This is a genomic window from Pedobacter ginsengisoli, from assembly GCF_002736205.1.
Lineage (GTDB): Bacteria > Bacteroidota > Bacteroidia > Sphingobacteriales > Sphingobacteriaceae > Pedobacter > Pedobacter ginsengisoli_A.
In genome coordinates, this window is sequence record NZ_CP024091.1 from 5,161,885 (window position 1) to 5,176,985 (window position 15,101).

14 protein-coding genes and 1 tRNA gene are annotated in these 15,101 nt (G+C 39.0%); 5 read left to right on the forward strand and 10 right to left on the reverse strand.

All coding sequences use genetic code 11. The annotated features are described in order from the left end of the window. Positions 1 to 23: 23 nt before the first annotated feature. From CPT03_RS21850 to CPT03_RS21860, 3 genes are all read left to right on the forward strand, one after another. Entirely contained in the window at positions 24 to 2,243 is a 2,220-nt protein-coding gene (locus CPT03_RS21850) for a kelch repeat-containing protein (protein WP_099440803.1), read from the forward strand. A gap of 180 nt (positions 2,244 to 2,423) precedes the next feature. Next, positions 2,424 to 3,950, forward strand: coding sequence for an alpha-L-fucosidase (locus CPT03_RS21855; protein ID WP_099440804.1), 1,527 nt, complete (start codon positions 2,424 to 2,426; stop codon positions 3,948 to 3,950). Positions 3,951 to 4,187: 237 nt separating this feature from the next. Further along, positions 4,188 to 5,309: an ATP-binding protein gene (locus CPT03_RS21860; protein WP_099440805.1), complete on the forward strand. Its 1,122-nt coding sequence runs from the start codon at positions 4,188 to 4,190 to the stop codon at positions 5,307 to 5,309. A 366-nt stretch (positions 5,310 to 5,675) separates the two neighbouring features. On the opposite strand, the gene CPT03_RS22860 is transcribed toward CPT03_RS21860, so the two are convergent. Beyond that, positions 5,676 to 5,846 (reverse strand): hypothetical protein, encoded by a 171-nt coding sequence (locus CPT03_RS22860; RefSeq protein WP_157766509.1) that lies wholly within the window; start codon positions 5,844 to 5,846, stop codon positions 5,676 to 5,678. Between the two features lie 75 nt (positions 5,847 to 5,921). Beyond that, a tRNA-Phe gene (locus tag CPT03_RS22865) sits at positions 5,922 to 5,985 on the reverse strand. A 63-nt stretch (positions 5,986 to 6,048) separates the two neighbouring features. On the opposite strand from CPT03_RS22865, the gene CPT03_RS21865 reads away from it, so the two are divergent. After that, the gene (locus CPT03_RS21865; RefSeq protein ID WP_099440806.1) at positions 6,049 to 7,179 is read left to right on the forward strand and encodes a tyrosine-type recombinase/integrase; all 1,131 of its coding nucleotides are present in this window, start codon (positions 6,049 to 6,051) and stop codon (positions 7,177 to 7,179) included. A gap of 232 nt (positions 7,180 to 7,411) precedes the next feature. On the opposite strand, the gene CPT03_RS21870 is transcribed toward CPT03_RS21865, so the two are convergent. From CPT03_RS21870 to CPT03_RS21885, 4 genes are all read right to left on the reverse strand, one after another. Then, positions 7,412 to 7,897, reverse strand: coding sequence for a hypothetical protein (locus CPT03_RS21870; protein ID WP_099440807.1), 486 nt, complete (start codon positions 7,895 to 7,897; stop codon positions 7,412 to 7,414). 401 nt (positions 7,898 to 8,298) lie between these two features. Further along, positions 8,299 to 9,030, reverse strand: a complete 732-nt coding sequence (locus CPT03_RS21875) for an endonuclease/exonuclease/phosphatase family protein (protein ID WP_099440808.1) — start codon at positions 9,028 to 9,030, stop codon at positions 8,299 to 8,301. A gap of 72 nt (positions 9,031 to 9,102) precedes the next feature. After that, a complete protein-coding gene (locus CPT03_RS21880; RefSeq protein ID WP_099440809.1) occupies positions 9,103 to 9,768 on the reverse strand; it encodes a hypothetical protein in 666 nt (221 codons plus the stop codon). 20 nt (positions 9,769 to 9,788) lie between these two features. Continuing rightward, entirely contained in the window at positions 9,789 to 10,232 is a 444-nt protein-coding gene (locus CPT03_RS21885) for a DUF4145 domain-containing protein (RefSeq protein WP_216641577.1), read from the reverse strand. Positions 10,233 to 11,143: 911 nt separating this feature from the next. Between CPT03_RS21885 and CPT03_RS21895 the strand changes: the two genes are divergently transcribed. Then, positions 11,144 to 12,052, forward strand: coding sequence for a hypothetical protein (locus CPT03_RS21895; RefSeq protein WP_099440812.1), 909 nt, complete (start codon positions 11,144 to 11,146; stop codon positions 12,050 to 12,052). 137 nt (positions 12,053 to 12,189) lie between these two features. On the opposite strand, the gene CPT03_RS21900 is transcribed toward CPT03_RS21895, so the two are convergent. From CPT03_RS21900 to CPT03_RS21915, 4 genes are all read right to left on the reverse strand, one after another. Beyond that, complete coding sequence (locus CPT03_RS21900) at positions 12,190 to 12,951, reverse strand: DUF4595 domain-containing protein (RefSeq protein ID WP_099440813.1); 762 nt, start codon at positions 12,949 to 12,951, stop codon at positions 12,190 to 12,192. A 39-nt stretch (positions 12,952 to 12,990) separates the two neighbouring features. Continuing rightward, complete coding sequence (locus CPT03_RS21905; protein ID WP_157766510.1) at positions 12,991 to 13,341, reverse strand: hypothetical protein; 351 nt, start codon at positions 13,339 to 13,341, stop codon at positions 12,991 to 12,993. Positions 13,342 to 13,803: 462 nt separating this feature from the next. Next, on the reverse strand, positions 13,804 to 14,295 hold the full coding sequence (locus CPT03_RS21910; protein ID WP_099440815.1) for a hypothetical protein: 492 nt from the start codon (positions 14,293 to 14,295) through the stop codon (positions 13,804 to 13,806). A 139-nt stretch (positions 14,296 to 14,434) separates the two neighbouring features. Further along, positions 14,435 to 14,947 carry a hypothetical protein gene (locus tag CPT03_RS21915; RefSeq protein ID WP_099440816.1) on the reverse strand — a complete coding sequence of 171 codons (513 nt, stop codon included), beginning with the start codon at positions 14,945 to 14,947 and terminating at the stop codon, positions 14,435 to 14,437. Positions 14,948 to 15,101 lie beyond the last annotated feature (154 nt).

Here is a 15,101-nt window from a genome sequence, read left to right on the forward strand (position 1 = left end):
TGTTCCTCTTTTTGTTTTTTTGTATGACATTCAAAATGTCTTTTGCTCAGGGTCTTGCATTTAAAGGCGAGGGTGTTGGCATAGACAAACGAGGTTCATATGATGTTTTTGATAAGAAATCACTGGTTTTTGCCGAACGGTTCGAATTAAACTTCCAATTATCCTATCCAGATTACATACCCTTCGGGTATATCTTTTCGCTCGTTGATCAACCCACAAATCAGGCCTACAATCTGATCTATCTTACAAATGACCGCAAAGGCTATCTAAAATTTAATCTCGAAGGCAAAGAAAATCTGGCTACTTTCGAATTGGATCAAGAAAAACTTCTGAATAAGGATTGGTTTAATGTGTCAATATTCTTTTTATTACAAGAAAAACGGATTGTAATTAAGATTGATGGTAAATCGCATTCAATTACAAAAACAGACTTAGCTGGTACGTTTATTCCATCTCTTGTCTTCGGTTTAAATAAAAATTCAGTTGATGTCCCAACCTATGCAATAAGGAATTTAACCGTCAAAGGAGGTAACAAGCATTATTTTTTTCCACTTAATGAAAGTAAGGGTTCATTTGTGCATAATGAGCAGGGTGAAATCATCGGAAAAGTTAATAATCCGGTTTGGATTATTAATAATGCATACTATTGGAAAAAGAGATTTGTTTTTAAATCCAGAAAGGTTTCCGGTAGTAACTTCGACAAGCAACGGCAGAGTATGTTGTTTTTTGATAGTGATTCTATTACATATCTTAATCTCAGAAATTATACTACCAGCAGTGCAAGATTTTATAATGTGTCTCCAGTTACCTCCAAGCTAGGGACAAACTTCTTCGACGCTGCCTCAGGGCATCTCTATTCTTATGAAGTAGTAGCACCATTTCAGGGTGCAGGTACGATAGCTATGTTTGACATGAACCAGAACCGCTGGGAAGCAATCAGTCAATCGACATTAGGCATGCAACTCCATCATCATGCCGGATATTTTGACAAGAAAAGAAATAGATACCTAATCTTTGGAGGTTTTGGTAATCAGAAATATAATGGAGAAACATTTGCATTCGATTTGGACAAAAAAATATGGGATACTTTGTCCTTAAAAGGAGATAGAATTTTACCGCGTTACTTTACCAGTTTAGCCTGTGACACAACTAAGGAATCATTATATGTCTTTGGCGGTGCAGGAAATGAATCGGGTGATCAGACCTTGGGCAGGAGATATTTTTACGATTTGTATCGAGTTGACCTGAGAAACCAAACAATCAGGAAAATGTGGGATCTGTCGTGGGATAAAGGAAATATGGTTCCCACCCGTAACATGGTCATTGCAAATGACACCAGTTTGTATGCACTTTGTTATCCAGAATACATCGCTAGGTCGGCACTCAAATTGTATAAATTTTCGATCCGCAATGGTACTCATCAGATATTTGGTGACTCTATTCCAATTTTTTCAGATAAAATAGCAACAAATGCCTGTCTGTATTACAATGCAACTTTAAAGGAATTTTATTGTACAGTTCAGGAATTTGAAGACAATGGTTTTTCTGTCACAACTTTATATAGCCTTTCTGCCCCACCCATTGAATATGCTGATTTGCTGATGTACAAGCCTCAACGGAGTTTATCCTTACAATGGATATTTATCTCTTTTGTTATTTTTTGCGCGGCTATGTGTATTCTTTTTAGCCGGAAATACCTTAAGAAACACAGGGTTCAAAAGCCCTCTGTGGCAATTTTGAAGGCGCCAGAAAAACAAATGGATCGTGCAAATGCAATATATCTCTTTGGTCAATTTATATTATATGACAGAAGAGGGAAGGACATCACTTATCTTTTGAGTAACAGGCTCAAGCAGACCTTTCTTCTCATTCTTCAATATAGCTTTGGGGATGGAATAAGCTCAGCAGAGTTAAGTGAAAAAATTTGGCCTGGAAAAGAAGACCTCAATGTTAAAAATCTTAGGGGTGTTACCTTAAATCAATTAAGAAAAGTACTTCAGGAATTAGATGGTATTGAACTGGTATTTGATAAAGGGAATTTTCGGATAAAAATGCAAGAGTCTTGCTACTGTGATCTAGCCGAGCTAAACCAACTAATGGCCGACCAAAAAGGAAATAAAAATACCCGTCAAATTCATCACATACTTCAACGGGGAGATTTTTTATTTGGCGTTGAATTTCCTGCAACAGACCTCTTTAAAGAATCAGTTAGAGCAAAATTAGCAGATAAGTTTTTTGAGTAACCAATGACATTTGATAACTCGATTAATGAAATTTCCACTGCTATTAACCCTGGATTAACCCAATATTTGTTTTCTGTTCATTTACATTTGTTTAATAAATAGGGCGTCTTTTTAAAATTGGGGTATAACCAGATATAGAAATCAGTACCTATTATAAGTATTAAATGAACCTGCATAAAGATGAAAAAAAGTAAATTTATTATCACGTTAGTTTTTCTAACAATAGGTGCTGCTCGGGTCTGGGCACAGGCTCCGAAGCCTTATGGGCCTACACCAAGTGCACGACAAAAAGAATGGTATGATCGGGAGATTATTGCATTCTTCCATTTTGGTATCAATACATTTGAAGATTATGTAAATGAAGGAGATGGTAAAGCAAGCACCGCGATATTTAATCCCACCTCATTAGACTGCAACCAATGGGCACAAACAATGAAATTAGCTGGGATATCAACAGGAATATTAGTAGCAAAGCACGCAGATGGTTTCTGCAATTGGCCTAGTGCTTATACGGATTATTCAGTAAAGAATACTCCATGGCGTAATGGAAAAGGAGATTTGGTCAAAGAGTTTACCAATGCTTTTAATGCCACCGGTCTCAAATCAGCTTTATATTTAGGTCCGCATGACAGGCATGAACATCTTTCCCCTCTTTACAGTATACCAAAGTATCAAAGTTATTATGCTAATCAGTTAAAAGAACTATTGACTAATTATGGCCCGATCTGGGAAACCTGGTGGGATGGTGCGGGAGCCGACGAACTAACAACTCCTGTTTATACGGAATGGGAAAAAATAGTGCGTTCATTGCAGCCAAACTGTGTGATCTTCGGTACCAAAAACTCGTATCGCTTTGCTGATGTAAGATGGGTAGGAAATGAATCAGGTCTTGCCGGAGATCCTTGTTGGTCTACCATTGATTCTATATCTATCAAAGATGAATCAGCTCATATTAAAGAACTGAATGAAGGCCAGGTAAATGGCAATGCTTATATTCCTGCTGAAACTGATGTATCAATCCGTCCCAGTTGGTTCTATCACCCGGAGGAAGATAAGGACGTAAAAACTCCACAGCAACTTTGGGATATCTATTGTAATTCTGTAGGTCATAACAGTGTTTTACTACTGAATTTTCCTCCGGATAGAAGGGGGTTAATTCATCCTATAGATTCTGCCAACGTCGTTCAATTGCGACATATAATTGATGAAACATTTGCAAACAACCTTTTAGCGGGTGCAAGTATAAAAGCAAAAAACGGAAGAGGCGGTATTTACAAAACGTCAAACTTAATTGATAAGGATCCAAATTCCTACTATGCAACAAAGGATGAATCCTCAACCGATGAGATTATTTTTAAAATGAAATCGACTAACACTTTCGATTGTTTAATGATTCAGGAGGTTATTGAACTGGGCCATCGTATCACCGAATGGACAGTTGAATACGCTGACGATGGAAAGAGCTGGAAAAGCATTCCGGGTGCCAGCAACAAACAAAGCATAGGTCATAAGTGGATTGTCAGGTTTCCTTCCATTACGGCCAAATATATCAGGTTGAGAATCACGAAGGGAAATGCATCTGCTGCTCTTCATACATTTGGAATTTTTAAGCAATCTTCAAAGCTGAAAAAACAGCAAGGTAAATACATAACAAGCCGGTGTAATTTGGATATTCATAATTATACCGGCTTTTTTGGTAGGATTTAGTTCATTTGTCCAGCAAAAGCAGTTCTTCTTCAAAGTATCAAGATGAGTCTCTGCAAAATGCATTTTGACTACAGAACAACGACCGCAGTTATTGGTTTCATGATTTTGAATTTGCCAACTTTTGCATGAAGTGAATTCGATCTAAGTATAAAAAGAAACCTTAATTCCCCAAAAAAGGCAATTTTTGGCGGTTATATTCCCTAAATGTTGCTGTATTTGGGGAATAAAATTTAAATTATGGTTAAAAGAGCCTTGCAAGAGACCTTAGAAAGTAAGGTTGATTCTAAAAAAGCCATTGTAATATTAGGCCCCAGACAGGTTGGTAAAACTACACTGATTACTAAAATAGCGGCTTCATTGAATGAGGATTATCTTTACATTAATGGGGATGACCCGGCTACACGGGCAGCATGGAACAACCCAACCCAGGCGTTTATCAATAATTACATTGGCGGTTATAAAGTGATCGTATTTGATGAGGCGCAGCGTCTGGAAAACATAGGACTTAGCGTTAAGATGATTATTGATGCCAAAAAAGACATACAGCCTTTTATATCCGGGTCTTCAGCATTGGAAATAGCCAGCAAAATCAACGAGCCGCTCACCGGTCGTAAATGGGAGTACCGGTTATATCCGCTATCCTGGAGAGAATTAAAGGACCAATATTCTTTCGCTAAAGTTCACCCAAAGTTGGAAGAATTTTTAATAACAGGAATGTACCCAGATGTGATTAACAATCCTGAAAGTGCAATTGAGACATTAAATAACCTTGCGGGAAGTTATTTATATAAGGATATTTTAGAATCGGGTGGTATCCGCAGACCAGAAGCGTTATTAAAACTTTTACAGGCACTGGCGTGGAAGGTAGGTAATGAGGTTTCGTATAATGAACTTGCCGGGACTGTGGGTATAGACAAGGCCACGGTGAATAATTACATTGACTTGCTGGAAAAATCCTTTGTCATTTTTCGCTTAAATCCTCTTGCAAGAAATTTACGCAATGAAATCAGTACTTCACGCAAAATCTATTTTTACGACAACGGGATCAGAAATAGCATCATTAACAATTTTGCACCTATTGCACAGCGCAATGACATTGGTGCTCTATGGGAAAACTTTATCATTAGTGAACGCAAAAAGAATCTAGCCTACACTGGTTTTTATGGCAACACCTACTTTTGGCGTACAGTAGATAAAGCCGAGATTGATTACATAGAGGAGCAGGACAATAAATTAAATATCTTTGAACTTAAATGGAATTCGAAAGTAAAAGTAAAGTTTCCCTCTTCGTTTATGGAAAAATACAAACCCGAAACCTCATCTGTAATTAATAGCGATAATTACTGGGAATTTTTATAGTCTGCGGCTTTTAAAAGAAGCTTATATATTCATGCTTAAATCGCACTATATGTTAAAAAACTCCGTTCCCTGCCATTTTGTTGAAGGCTAATTTTGATCATTTCAGGTCGAAGGGAGAACAAACATTGGTTTGTTTTACCTCCTGCAAACTCCAGCTTTCCTTCAGAGTAACAGGGAAAGCTCAAAAACCTGGCATCTCTGATCTACCAGTCGTAATTACTCCTGATCCCCCCTTCAAGCAGACGAGCAGCTCAGCGCCGAACTCGATATTGGAGAATTTCGGGTAGCATAGTAGATAAGTAGTGAAACCCAACGGGTGCTTAAAAAAATAATTTAACCGGATAGTTGGCTATTCTATAGAACAAATCATTGCGACCTGTTTAATTGCTCCAGCGCTTTTCTGGTACCATCATTTTTCGGGTTCAGATCGAACGATTTTTGATACATCGCTCTAGCTGCCACAGTTTTTCCGGTTTTCAGGAGTACCTCGGCGTAGCTGTCGTTTAACTCGTAAACTAAGTCTGAATAGACTGACATTGAAATTGGAGCTGAAATGTGCCTTTTAAAGCAGAAAAGCTCAATTTCGTTGTGAAATTGAGCTTTTCTAAGTAGTGGTATGGGCCGGGATCGAACCGGCGACACATGGATTTTCAGTCCATTGCTCTACCGACTGTACGGGCGTTTTACCGCAGTTTTTCATCAAACGAGATGGCTTTGCGCCAAGTAATGCGCCAAAAGCATGTTTACTGAACCAAAGATCATTTTAACAAAAGACCTATCACAAAGAGGGTATGTATCCTTTTATCTGAATGGCAAACGCTATCGGGAGTACAACGGCAAGAAACTAAATCAAGAGCTAAACCCTAATTATTGTAAGACCTATACTGACAGGCAAAAGCACTTCAAAAAGCTTGCCTATGAGTTTACTAAAGCACTGGAAGCAGGCTGGAAGCCAACTAACAAAGTTGAAATTGTAACTTCAAAACCATTGATAACCTTAAAGGTTGCGCTGGAAACAATCCTGCATAGCAAGCTATCATCTGACCTTAGCAAGTCTTATAAGACTGATCTGTCTAAAGTTGTTGACCAGTTCTTACAGTTCTTACCAGTGGAAAAACTAGATGCGGAAGCTACAAAAGTCACTCATCTTGATGTCGAGGCTTTCCTGTCACAATTTAGCTCTACAGCAACATATTATATGAATAAGCGAAGGGTTCTTAATGTATTCTTCTCTGACCTATATCGAACAAAGATTATAGCTGATAATCCAGTACAGACCTCTCAAAGAAGAAAGCAAAAGGCAATCCTTCATAAAATATATAATCAAGATCAATTGAAGGGTGTTTTAGCTTTTCTTAGCATCCACTATCCCAACTTGCATCTATGTTGCCTACTTGCTTATGGTTGCTTTTTAAGACCCCATCAAGAGGCCAGATTGCTTTGTGCCAGACATATAAATGAGGATTGCAGTATGATCGTATTAGCGGGTAGTGAGAATAAAAGTAAACGAATAAGAGTCGTTAATGTCCCACCCTATGTGCAGACAATATTAAAAGCTCGTGTTGCAGAACTTGGTGATACCAATGATTACATCATGAGTAAATCCGCTAACCCCTTTAATGTTAGTTACCTCAACACGCAATGGTCAAGAGCTAAAAAGAAGATGATTGATGCTGGATTAATTGAAAAAGAACAGACCATCTACTCTTTTCGACATACTGCGGCAGTTAACGTTTACAAGAAAACTAAAGACCTTCACATTCTTCAGCAGTTGCTACAACATTCCAATATGATTGTTACCCTTAACTATCTTCGGGGGCTAGGGGAGATTAATGATGAACGTTTGAGAGATGTATTACCTGAGCTTTAAGCTTAGGTAATACTGCACAATTTGTAAACGAGTGGGTTATATAAATGATGCTGTTTAAATTTTGTGCAGTAGATAATTTATTTTGATAAGGGAACTTCTTTAAACGTGTCGATTGGACAAGCTTACCTTTGTGGCATGATTAATACACTCGCTATTATTATAGTCACTTTTGGTCTAATGCACGTTAAAGGTAGTTCTGGATATCGACTACAGAGTATCAGACTAAAATATTCTACTTAGGCTTTTGGTTTAGAATCTGTAAGTACTCATCACCATGCTTCTCTCTCAATGCTTTAAATACTCCTTCTTTGGCTTCCGCATGATACTTGCTTATATTAACGGATGACGCTGAAGTCCCATGATTACAGAGGAGAAAGCCATCCAGATAAGAAACAGAGGCTTGGTTTCCTTTCAGAGTTTTTAGTTTGTAAGTACGCCCCTTACAATCTTGCCAAGTGGACTCTGACTGCCAAAAACGACCAACCTTAAAATGAATATAATGAACTTTGTCAAGCCCCAGTGCACGGTTTATTTTTTCTGAGCGCTCGATATTATAACCAATCTTCCCTCCTGTACATGCGCCTACAATCGTGGTTATTGAGGTAACTATTGGGAACATAGTTAACCATTGGCTCTTCTTTACGTTCATGTTGAGATAACCAACCCCCGAGAGGAAACCTAATATTGCACCTATTATTGCTCCTGATATAGCATTCATTGCGGTTATTACTAGTTGATGTAATAAAGGTCAAGGTAGCGGTTTGCTTTCACTCTTCGATATCCATTTTTTATTGTAAAAACCATTGTTAATAGGTGAGTACAGATTTTGGATATAGCTACCTACACTTTTTCTTATCAACAGGGTTTATACCCCCTATTTATAAACTGTAGGTAAAGCACCATCGGTAGAATAACTATGCTGAAATGCAGATACAGATTAATACTGGCAACGCAGTAGGATGATGATAAAAGTACAACAAGAAAATGCTTAGTGAGTTTGTATTCACTGGCAAGTCTCCATCGAGTATAGAAGTTGCGGTGATGAGGATGCTGTTGCTACTTCCACCTTTATGTCTTAAAAGGTAAATGCACTGTAGGCCACTCGGAACTGTTTACCTTTTAAAAGATATGGAAAGACTCTGCAACTTCAAATTTTAGACTCATCGGCATGTGGTCACTAATGCTAATCCACTGTTGATAGTTGCCTAATGTGAATTCAGTCAGTCTTGCGTGAAAGCTTGCGGGAGCAAAGCAGTAATCAATATGGTAAGGCTTTTCTAGGTTGCGATGAAGATAAAACGTTGGACGGGTTTCCTTCCCTTGCTCTTCATTTAAGAGCTTATGATACAGACTTACTATCCCTATCTCCGCCAACTCTCTGACAACATCTGAGTGATTCCACCACCTGTCCCATTGATCCCATCTAACATTGCTATTGAAATCTCCTATAACTATGGTGTTCATCATGTTAACTTTGTTTACCTGTAAATATTTCCAGAACTGGCCGATATAACCAAAGGTAGGCGACTTATTCTGGTGAAGCCAGACCGCTAAAATGTTGAACTCATCGTTTACTGAGCATGGTAGAAAGTGTTTAACGGTATGTCCCATATGTTCACTTGGCCAATCTAATCTTTGCAACTTGATACCCTCCCTTGCAAAGATTCCTATCCCTTTGTTCTTTGTGTCACCGTGCCAAAGATGGTTTATTGCCCAGTCTATATAGTGCTTATCTTTAGACTCTAGTGGATTCTCGCACTCCTGTACAATTATTATATCTGCATCAAAAGCTGCAAGGTGTTCAAACTTCTTTCTGAACGCTCCGTTGCAGTTCCAGGTAATGATTCTCATGACTGAAAGATAAAGATATTATAATACACTTAGTGTGTAAAGAATTACGTATTGTGAGCTGCTTGTCTTACGCTATGAAGTGGTTCTAGAAATAAAATTGGTCACACCTTGGTACATGAAATCAACCTGTTCCTTTGTATACTCAGCATACTTACCATGGGCGGCTTTGTTTCTTAAATCAAGCCACGATGTAACTGTCTTTTGATCTAGCTTGTTATAAACTCCCGCGTTCGCCAGATCAGCATTAAGCAAGTCTGCTTTCTTAGGAGATAGCTTCCCTCCTTTATCCACCTCAACAGCTATTCCATCTCTACGGCATAATTGTCGGAGGTACTCTTCAAGAACACTCCCAGTCATAACCGCCGCAGGATCTTTATATCCTTCTTGCAGTAGGTATTCTGCCATTTCTAAGAAATCAGAGAATATCTCTGCTGACACTAGGCCCTTCACAGTGAACAACCATCCTCCATCTATTTCTTGCTTTGCCCCTTTCAAAATACCTCTACCTTGCTCAGTCATATATCGATCGATATCCTTGACCTGTTGATCAAAGTCCCTATAGAACGGATGCTCTTTACCAAAGACCTTTTCCAAAAAAGATAAGGATGAGGTTCTAAACTCTGCAAATGCCTCTGTGTCTACAAGGTGAGGATCATTACTCCTATGGTGTGTACCGAGAACATTTCCGGCAAGTGTAATCAAGTCATTGATCCGGGTTTTAATGTCTTCTATTTTCATTCTTATATTAATCAACGTAGCTATTGAGGAGTATCTCTTTTGGATATTGCTTGAGTTTTGTCTTCTGGCAAGGCATCATAAAGTAATCCAACTTGCTTAGGCAGAGTTATCATGTACTGAACCACTATATTGGTTAGTTCAAACAAGCTGGCAACTGTGTTAGGATCGTCAGTATCAATTTGACCAGGATGTACAGCATCATTACCCGTCACCCGAACTATGTCTAGTGACTTCTGGACAATCTCCGGCAACCCGTTCTTTACAAGATTCTTGATGTCATTATTGATATTAACACCACTCTCTCCTAATTCTTTACATAGCATTTGGATACCCAGCCTTAACAAGGCCGCTGCCCCCCTCGGAGATTTCTGATATATCGAACAAGCCTCCAAGTATATTTTCTTCACTGCATCAGGCATTTCTATGTTAGGACTTGGTGCATTACCATTGTCTGGGTATAACATATCTTCAACTACCCATATAGTATAGGCATTACAATGCTTGCATTCACCAACACGTATAGAATTATCTTTTGTATCAGGTGACGTTGATCCGTTAAACATACAATGCCACCACCCTTGTTGGGCAATAGCGTTACAATGAGGACATGTGAATGATTTAAGAAGTGCTTTTGGCTGTACAAACTTCATGAGCGAGTTAATTTGGTTGAGGTAAATGTAAGCAAACCATACTTCTTTGTCAAATAAGAAGCTCACCGCCTGCGAATGGAGCTGTAGGTCTTTGCAGAGGTAATGCGTAGCATGACTGCAAAGAATGTCTCACACAAAGAACTGGCGAGGCATTTGATTTGAAGGTCTCTGGGAATGCTCTCAAATGGCGTGACAGTTGTGTAGTCTACAGCGACCCGCAGGTGAGCCACACTGAGAAAAGCGGTGGGTTTATTAATTGCGAAGCGTTTAATAAAGACAGTAAAGCTTTTCATGAGCTGCTTCGCTTGCTGATAGCCAAAAATGATGACAGATTGCATGTGGGTAGATTAAGCCAGGCTGCTAAGCCTAGCTGAGTGCATTAGGGCAAGTGAAGCGAAGATGTGCTTGTAAAGCTTATCAAGCAAACGACATCTGGTGTTATTTTATGGCCAGCTTAGTAGCAGCGAATACCGCTGTTCCTGCGTGTAGCTTGGTTCAAAACCCACAGGTGTATAATAGTACGACTAGTCCGCAGTGCAGTTTGTAAATAGTCACTATAGGATGTTTACCTTATAAACGAATGACTGGACTTAGGCTTCGCCTCGGTTAAGCCCCTCTTTTGAGCGAAGCCTGAGAATAGGAATGTGTTGCGCTGTATAGCAACCTGATAATAAGTAGAGTACTATTGTTCTAAATTATTAGTTTTGGTTTAAAGTGTATAATACATGAAGCAAGTACTCGCCTTTCTTACCCAAAAGCATTTATATCTAGGGATGACTAGATACCTGTTAGGTATAACTATGATTCCCTATGCGTTAACAAAGATATTAAGAACCCAGTTTGTCCTAACAGGGTTTGCCCTAACAGAATTACAGAGCTTGGAGTCAATGTCAGGGACTACACTTGCTTGGGCTTTCCTGGGGCACTCTGTATGGTTTCAGGTACTATTAGGTTTTCTTGAATTGATACCTGCCATCTTGTTATTGTTTAGAAGGACAACCTTGTTAGGTGCAATGCTTATGTTACCAGTAACGCTTAATGTGTTTTTGATCAATTATGCACTGGATCTTTGGCCCGGGACTAAAGTTATCGCAAGTGCTTTACTGATATTGAATATTTTGGCCCTGGTCTTTGAGTGGGCTAAGATCAAATCACTCCTGATAGTGATAATAGGTAGAGGAATTCAATTTAAGCTTACTAAAGTTGAAACTGCAATCAATATAGTTGCGATTGCTCTAGTAGGATATGTTGCATCAGAGCCATTGATTAAATACAGAAATCAGCGTAATGCCTTAACTGGGGATTGGCCGAGCCAACAGCCTGTAGAGTGGCTGCTAGAAAAGGAAGAAAGTGCGGATAGCACGCTTGCCAGTCGTGATCTTAAAGTATATTTTGGGGCGTATGGCAAATATGATGAATCTGGTGCTTCAAGCTACACACATGCTGCGTATACTATTGATACAATAAAGCATACCATCACACTCAAATATGATGGGGGCAATGTAGTCAATTGCAAATATGAGATGTTCAGTGATGGCAAATTGAAGATAGACCGATTAGCTGATTCATCTAAAAACATTGCTGTTTCTCAGTACTTTACAAGGCGTATTATAAACAGTAATCGTGATGAATAACATATAAGGCTAGAGTCATACTTTCATGCTATCCTTAGTGACGTAATTCTAACTGTGTAGTTCATGCCATATAAGGTGAGGATATGAAAAAGCTGCACACGTTGGTGCAGCTCTGTAGTGATATTCTGTTTTACCTGTTACTTACACTCGTAGGTAAACTTATACTCTGATGTAAAGCTATTTGATGCCCCATACGACGATACCATCTTAACTGATGTTAACTTACCTGTCACGTCACTTGTATAGATCAGATCAGCTGTAGTCTGATCTGATCCAGGTTCATAAATAATCTTACTTGGTAGATTCTTAGATAGCTTACCAATAAAAGATGCCACTCGATAACCAATTTCATCGTAATCCAATAGTTCACCAAACACCCAAGCGTAAACAATCGAGTTTTTCACTTCGTCACTACCATAGCTTAAGTTCATCCAAATCTTCCCATCAAACGATGAGGTAACTAGGTTACCGTTTAAATAAGTGAAGGTTTCCACGTCATCATCCGTTCCTACCTCAATTAACTGACCATCCGTGTTATATTTAAACTTTAGCACATCATCACCCTGTACAGCCGTTGTAACCCTTCCGTTTGCATCGAGGTTATACACTTCTGTATCCCCATCTACACCTTTCCAAGTTACTTTATTCGTAGCGTAGGTGAAGGTTTGAAATTCAGTGGATTGTTCCTTACCATAATCCACACGGGTTATTCTGCCTTGTCCATCATAGCTGTAGTAGTACTTGTCGGTTACATTGCCACTACCACTGGAATAGGTATGTTCAACCAGTTTTACATTACAGGTTTGTTCTTTGTCTGGCTCAGGGTCGTTTTTGGTTTTTGAGCATGAGGCTACGATCAGCAGACATACTGCGGAGAGCGCTAATAGTGATTTGTTCATGTTGTTATAATTGATTGTTAATATTTCATTGTAGTTGAACTATCGGGAGATGTTTTGTGCAATAAGCGAGCTGACAGCAAGTTCATAAGCTTGTTTGTGTGCCGACTCAATAGAACGTAACTCTTTAACCAAAGGCTCCAAATCGGCTATCGAGAAGGTAAAGTGGTTGTCTCGAGTCATTTGTGATGGGTCTTTAACCGTTGTTGCTATGATTGTCCTGATGTCTTCTCGCTTAAGCCATGATAAAAACCCATGCTGTTTATCAAGTAGAAGAAATAGTCGGATACCTTTACCAAAGGTTGATTTCTCATCTGAATACACTGTCAGAAGTGATTCAGTCATTGGAAAGAATACGGTACCTGCTCTTTTCATGGTGAGGTGTAACCTCATGATGACTGTACTTGTCTGGTAGTCATTGATAACCATTACGTCGAAATCTTGCTTCTTTGGTGTTTCACCTAGGAGTTGTGTAAGTAGGATTGTTTGTAATCTGGACTTGTCTTGATTCATATTCGAAATGATAACCGATAGTCCCAACTCGGCGCGTTAATAAACACAATAAGCGCTAGGACTGAGCTATGTTTGCGTCTAGGAGGCTCGGCAAGAACCTGACAACAACAAACAAGTCAGCACCTAACGCTTATTGAGCGTAGGTGTTGAACTCATCTGTTCTTGTTGTCTTAGTTTTAATTTTGCCGATTTCCCTAGACAAGAACGGAAAGCTTAACGCTTATATCTTAATATGTAATTCTATGTTATGTTATATACTTTCAGTTGTATTCCTCCGATATTAGTTCGTGATAACACAAAGCTAATGAAGATTAACGAAACTCATGTAACTGCCTGTTACATTTATTCTGTAGTAGCTACTGGTTCATCAATTAAAAAGGTTACGTTATCATTTTCACCCTCTGCAAGCCTGCGATAGAAGAAACCACGTATATCCTTGGTAACAGCATCTATTCTGATGCAGGATTCGATATCTACGGCTGTTCGTTCTTTCATGGTTAACTTGTACACCTCTCGGAGAAACATATTATGTATCAGCGTCCCAAAGCGTGACACCGCCTCGCTGTCAAACCCAATATAGATGACCAGTAAAGAGTTCTTATTTCGGGTAAGGGTAACATTGAAGAAATAACTGATAAACTCCTGTACCAGACTATTATTGTTATTCAGAAGATGGTTAACGAGTACACTGGTTCTGTATTTCCTATTCTCGAAGTTACTTACAACTGCCCGGGCTGCTTCTGTAATAAGTGTGAATATGTTAAGTACTTCGCTGTTCTGCTGTTGCTCTGCTGTAAATTGTTGGCTTACGTTTGTTGCCTTCTTTGTTTTCATGTTGATTTGGTTTTATGTTTTGATTAGTGGCTTGTCATTCTTTTAAAAGGTAAAATGCTTACAGGTGCAGCCCGTTTGACTAGGTTACCTTGTAAACAGTAAAGGCCTGTCGTTGAAGTTGACAAGCCTTATAAGTGGATTAAAGTTGGTGTATAAAACGGGAGGGCCGTACAGATAAGCACCTGCGAAAGAAGGCAGGATAATCCTTTTGGTTAACCACTTCCGTACTATAGCTCCTCATTGAGAAATCGTTGATCAGTTGCTGAATTTCTTCTTCAACAGGGCATTGATGAAACAAATATTCTATTCGGTACTGGTTAGTGATTGAACACTCCAAGTAAAAGAAAAACGTAGGCGTCATCAGAGTAAACAAACCATGTGTATCTGTAGGGTCAAGCTCATTGTTTAGTTCAATGATGATTCTATCCTCTTTATTAGGGAGGCTACTGTACAGTTCCTTTACCTTCTTCTTGATGATATGGTACATGTTAGCTATCACTGGATTCATTGCCTTCTGTGTTGTTGTACCCTTTAGTTTAGCACGGGTGGAGTTTTTATAAACTTTTTTAGTCGAGCGTAATCGCTCTTCGATTTCCTGTTGTGCCTCTAAGTTTTTGTGGATTGGTTGATTGTGATCGATCTCTGGTCTCATTCCTGATTGTTTTAAACGGTGAATTCTTCTGGGTTAACTTCTGTGGAAAAGCGGTTCTATCCATGTCAAATAAGACTTGTATATACTATTTGCTTCCCCATCCTAAGCATGTCCGGGGTTTATGTCCACCTGGTACATGAGTCGCTACATAAAC